The sequence below is a fragment of the Streptococcus sp. 1F3 genome (assembly GCF_054968985.1).
This window is the reverse complement of sequence record NZ_JBUEQR010000007.1, coordinates 1-4,678: the sequence shown is the minus strand read 5'-3', so window position 1 is coordinate 4,678 and position 4,678 is coordinate 1. Positions and strand designations below refer to the sequence as shown.

Sequence of the window (4,678 nt, the reverse complement as noted above, 5' to 3'; positions counted from 1 at the left end):
GACCGAGTGTTACGACTTGAAGAAGTACAAGACCTTTGAGGAGTTAGTCACGGATATTGATGACTACATCTATTTTTACAATCATGAACGTTTTCAAGAGCGCAACAACGGCCTTACACCTCTTTTTTGATTTTCTGATATCACCAAGATGGTCGATGGAAGTATGAGTGCCGAAATTGATACAATTTTTGTTTTAGAATTATTCGCCTTAGTGTTATAATTTGGTTGGATAAAATCGATAATGAATTAGACACAGCATGGTATGATTTGTCTAGTTTTATATATTGAGATGAGGGTAGTTGTAATGGCGAATTATGTATACAATCAAGTTATTTGTTCCAAAGATTTTCTTGAGGAGTATCTCATTGACTATCGACCTATAAGAATAAATGAGAGAGTAGAACCACCCTACATCAGCTTTAACAAGATAGTTGGAGTAGATACTATTGCAGAATATCGTGAAAAATTTGGCGAATACATCTATTATGGGTATGGGTTCACTTACCAGGAGCGTGAAGATGGCTTGTTTGTAGTTAAGTTTGCTACAAAGAGAGAGTATCCAATTGCTGCAATCAAAGCAGCAATTACTTTGGACAATAGCATAGAGTGGTATGCCATGGAAGAAAATAGTGTATATGTTTCAAAATTTAACTGGAATGATTGTTTTCAGGAACGGATAGCTCTTCTAGGTGATAATCTTTATGATTGGGGGTGTTTCTTTCAGGAATTAGAAGAAAGCCTAGATGATTCGGACCACTTAGTTTGGTATTATTTATCTGAAAAGTCTGTAGGTTGGAAACCTCTGTCAGCACAGATGCAGTTACCTAGATTTTATAACGAACTTTAATTGAGTTTTTGATGTGGACTAAACGAAAATGCTATGTATCTGATAAAGACATAGTATTTTGGTGTAAGCTGTTATCGGGTAAAAATTTTTTCTATTTTTTAAAACCTTTCATTTCAAACTGCGAATAAATAGATAAGGACATCTAGTTCAATAAAATATTTAGGAGCACAAACCACTATGACGCACTTTAAAACGGAATTTATCTCATGCCCACAATGTAATCACAGCACTGCCTTTAAATTCTTTAGTATTCCCCACTTGTCAAGTCAAGTGCAACAGGTTCGATAGTAGACTAGAAAACCTGTGTTCAAGCTGTTTGGGCTAGCTCAAACAAAAAATGTGCGGTTTTATACTTGAGAATTCGTCTAGGTCTATTATTGATAGCAGAGACGTAGCGATTGAGTTCTTCTGTCGTTAGTGGGTTAAGGGAGACACCTTTTGGAAGAAACTCTCTCAAGAGACCATTAAAATGTTCATTCGTTCCTCTTTTATGAGAAGAATAAGGATGAGCAAAATAGACGTCACCATTTTTTAGAGTTGATAAGCTACTGAACTCTGAGCCATTGTCTGACGTAATAGAGCCAATAGGATACTGAGACAGTAAGTTCTTAACAGCCTTGTTGATTGTTTCAGCCTGTTTATTCGCCAGTTTTAAGGCGATGGCAAATCGCGTCTGACGCTCTACCAAAGTCATGACAACAGCCTCACCTCTGGTCTTTTTCCCGAGAATTAAATCAATTTCCCAATGCCCAAACTCAGAACAATTCGTAACGGTTTCTGGACGTTCTTCAATGGACTTGCCTAGAATCTTCTTTGCGGTCGTAGAACTTGCTTTAGAGCGTTTTCGGAGACTTACCATCTTAGGTAAATCAATCGGTTTAACCCTCAATAGTCCGTCTTTGATGTACCGATACACTGTCTTGGTTGAAGGGATGACTTCCAATGGATGTTTTTCTCGGTAAGTCTGCACAAAGCTATCGACACTGTGGCAGCGAGGTTTCGTTTTCAGGGCTTTCTCAAGTTCCTTGAAGAAGAACTTAGAACAGTCGTTTAGCTTGTGATAGACACTTTTGCGATGGTTGGTCTCATAAACACGTTGAGCACTGTCTGCGAAATAAGTCGTATAATAGGTCAGTTTCCCATTTTTATTTTGAACTTGTGTCACCTTTCCTCGCTTCAGTTCACGACTGATGGTTGAGCGATGACGACCAATCAGACGTGCCATCTCAGCTGGTTTCTTTCCCATCTTGAGATAGGTACTAATTGCTCCGCGTTCAGAGGCTGAAAGGTGTGAATAGGTTGATTTTTTGGTACAATGATTAGTGGACATATTCATCTGCTTTCTATACTGAGTTGGGGAATTCTAGTATATCAGACGAACCTGTCTTTTTGGTTGCACTTCATTTTACAACGCGAGATTCTTTAGTATTATTAATGCCCAACAAAATATTGAACTCCTCCAAAAGATTGTTGATATGGAACTCTTCAAATATACTTGTTTGAATTGTAAACACCAGACGTTGGTGGACTATCCATTGTTCTACATGAATCCCACTAAGAACATTATTATCAAATATTATCCAACTAGGAAGGGGCATTATTCGATTTACGGAAATCAGTTTATTGATTCAGAGCTTTCAGATATGGATGGTATTAAGGTTCGTCTAGTGACTAACCTTGAGGCATTCGTTGAAAAAGTACAGATTTTAGAAGAATGTCTTGATGATAGAGCTGTCGAATTGATGAAATTTATCGAATCACCAGATGAGGATTCTGATATTCAATTCACTTATGATCAAGTCGTATTTACAAAAGTTGGACCTAATAATTATCAGTTCATGTTTATGAACAAAAATGACGTAGTAGCTTCATTGGATTTCTCAAAAGAACTCTATGATGATTTGGCGAATGAGTTTTCATTATTTGACTCACATGGTTTTATTATTAACAAAAAGTGGGCGGAGCACTATGTGAGAACACACTAGAATAATATCTCGAAATCCTCTGCTAGTCTAAGAAAAAAGATTTATATTTTTGAAATCCTATATTATCCACTCTTAAAATTGATAAAATTTGATATAAAAAACGAACAATATAGAGTTCTGATTGTCAGAAACCTAATTTTGTTCGCTTTTTATATTTAGGGGTGGGCTTTTGCCCCAGCCTAAATTTTGTCTTCCACAATAGTCTACATTTCAGCATTCTACATCTGCTCGGTATAATTGTAGATGTAGATTTCTAGAAAGGAGGTTAACTACTATGGTAAGAAGGAATACTAGAAAGACAACTCGTCAACAAGAACGTATACGTGAAGCTTTCGAGAATGAACGAGTGGTAGAGGTTATTCCTGCTAAGAGTGAATTTACTGATGTTAGGACAAAAACATTGCGCGTGGCAGCATATTGTCGTGTCAGTACCTTTGATGAGTCTCAGTCTGGGAGTTTTGAACTCCAAAAGAAAACCTACATGGAGAAAATCAATAACAACCCAGAATGGGAACTAGCAGGAATATATGCTGACCAAGGGGCTTCTGGAACAACTATCAAAAGGCGTGAGCAATTTCAACAGATGCTTGAGGATTGCCGAGCTGGGAAAATTGACTTGATAATCGTCAAGAGTGTCAGTCGGTTTGCTCGTAATCAACTTGACTTCATAGGTATTTATCGTGAGCTGAAGGCATTACCTAATCCTGTGGGAATCTATATAGAAGATATCAACCTCAATAAATTGGATACAAATAGCGAGTTTATCCTTGGTGTTATGTCTATTGTAGCTCAAGGAGAGAGCGAGCAAAAGAGTGCGTCAATAACATGGTCAGTTATTGAAAGGTTCAAGCGTGGTATCCCAATCATTCCTACTCACAACTTATTGGGTTATACCAAAGACTAGTATGGCCGAATTGTCATTGATGATTCAGAAGCTAAAATAGTTAAGTTTATTTATGACTCTTATATTGATGGCATGTCTGCACGAGAGTTTGCCGCATCATTGATGAAAAATAAAATACCTACAGTTACTGGGCTGGATACTTGGTCTAACCTAGCCATCTACAATATACTTAAAAACGAGAAGTATAAAGGTGAAATAATAATGCAGAAGACCTTCACTGTCGATTGCTTCAGTCATAAGTCTCGCAAGAACAATGGTGAGAAACCCAAATACCGTCTTAAAAATGGAATTCCCTCAATCATACCAGGTTCCAGATGGGAGTTAGTCCAACAATTACTTAAACAGCCAAGAAGAAAAATGAAATCTACAACTAAAGTAAATGCACCTAAACTCTACATCAAGAAAATCAAGTCTGGTATGTTGAGGGATTTTATTGTGCTTGATCCAAGTTGGAAGTCAAAAGACATTTATGAAATATTCAAATAAGAAAGAGGAGCTAATATGCGTTTTAAAGATTTTAACCTAGAAGTAGTAACAGTTGAACGTACTTCATTTGAGCACACCATGACCATCAATAAGAATTTTATTACCTTCAGTAAGGGGATTGTCCAAGAATTAGATTATCCTGGTCATGTGTTGATTGCTTTTAATAAGGATACACAAGTGATGGGGCTACAAGTTTATCGTGCTAAAACTCGTGGTTCATTCAAGTTCTCTAAGCCAGCGAGCGATCAGAAAGGTATTGTTCAAATCATGAATAAAAACCTAAGAGAGACATTGATGCATATCATGCCAGAGTGGAATGAAACCAAACGCTATAAAGTGGAAGGGCTTCATATCCCAGAGGATATAGTACTTTAGTTTATAAATAAATTATGTTAGAATAGTGTTATGGCATATGATTTAGATTTTAGAAAACGAGTAATTGCTCATGTTCAAGCA

5 protein-coding genes and 1 pseudogene are annotated in these 4,678 nt (G+C 36.9%); 5 read left to right on the top strand and 1 reads right to left on the bottom strand.

Features of this window, described 5'->3' with window-relative positions:
* Positions 1 to 130: IS3 family transposase (locus tag ACVPON_RS00205; protein WP_462874842.1), on the top strand; the 130-nt coding region annotated here is incomplete at its 5' end.
* 174 nt (positions 131 to 304) lie between these two features.
* Complete coding sequence (locus ACVPON_RS00200) at positions 305 to 847, top strand: hypothetical protein (protein WP_462874838.1); 543 nt, start codon at positions 305 to 307, stop codon at positions 845 to 847.
* Between the two features lie 307 nt (positions 848 to 1,154).
* Here the strand turns inward: ACVPON_RS00200 and ACVPON_RS00195 are convergent, their stop codons facing one another.
* Positions 1,155 to 2,177 carry an IS30 family transposase gene (locus ACVPON_RS00195; RefSeq protein ID WP_462874836.1) on the bottom strand — a complete coding sequence of 341 codons (1,023 nt, stop codon included), beginning with the start codon at positions 2,175 to 2,177 and terminating at the stop codon, positions 1,155 to 1,157.
* Positions 2,178 to 2,217: 40 nt separating this feature from the next.
* Here ACVPON_RS00195 and ACVPON_RS00190 point away from each other — a divergent pair, with 40 nt between their 5' ends.
* The 3 genes and pseudogenes from ACVPON_RS00190 (at position 2,218) to ACVPON_RS00180 (ending at position 4,597) form a co-directional block, all read left to right on the top strand.
* Positions 2,218 to 2,832, top strand: coding sequence for a CpXC domain-containing protein (locus tag ACVPON_RS00190; RefSeq protein ID WP_462874840.1), 615 nt, complete (start codon positions 2,218 to 2,220; stop codon positions 2,830 to 2,832).
* A gap of 274 nt (positions 2,833 to 3,106) precedes the next feature.
* Positions 3,107 to 4,222 (top strand): annotated as a pseudogene (locus ACVPON_RS00185) (recombinase family protein).
* 15 nt (positions 4,223 to 4,237) lie between these two features.
* Positions 4,238 to 4,597 (top strand): hypothetical protein, encoded by a 360-nt coding sequence (locus ACVPON_RS00180; RefSeq protein WP_462874834.1) that lies wholly within the window; start codon positions 4,238 to 4,240, stop codon positions 4,595 to 4,597.
* Positions 4,598 to 4,678 lie beyond the last annotated feature (81 nt).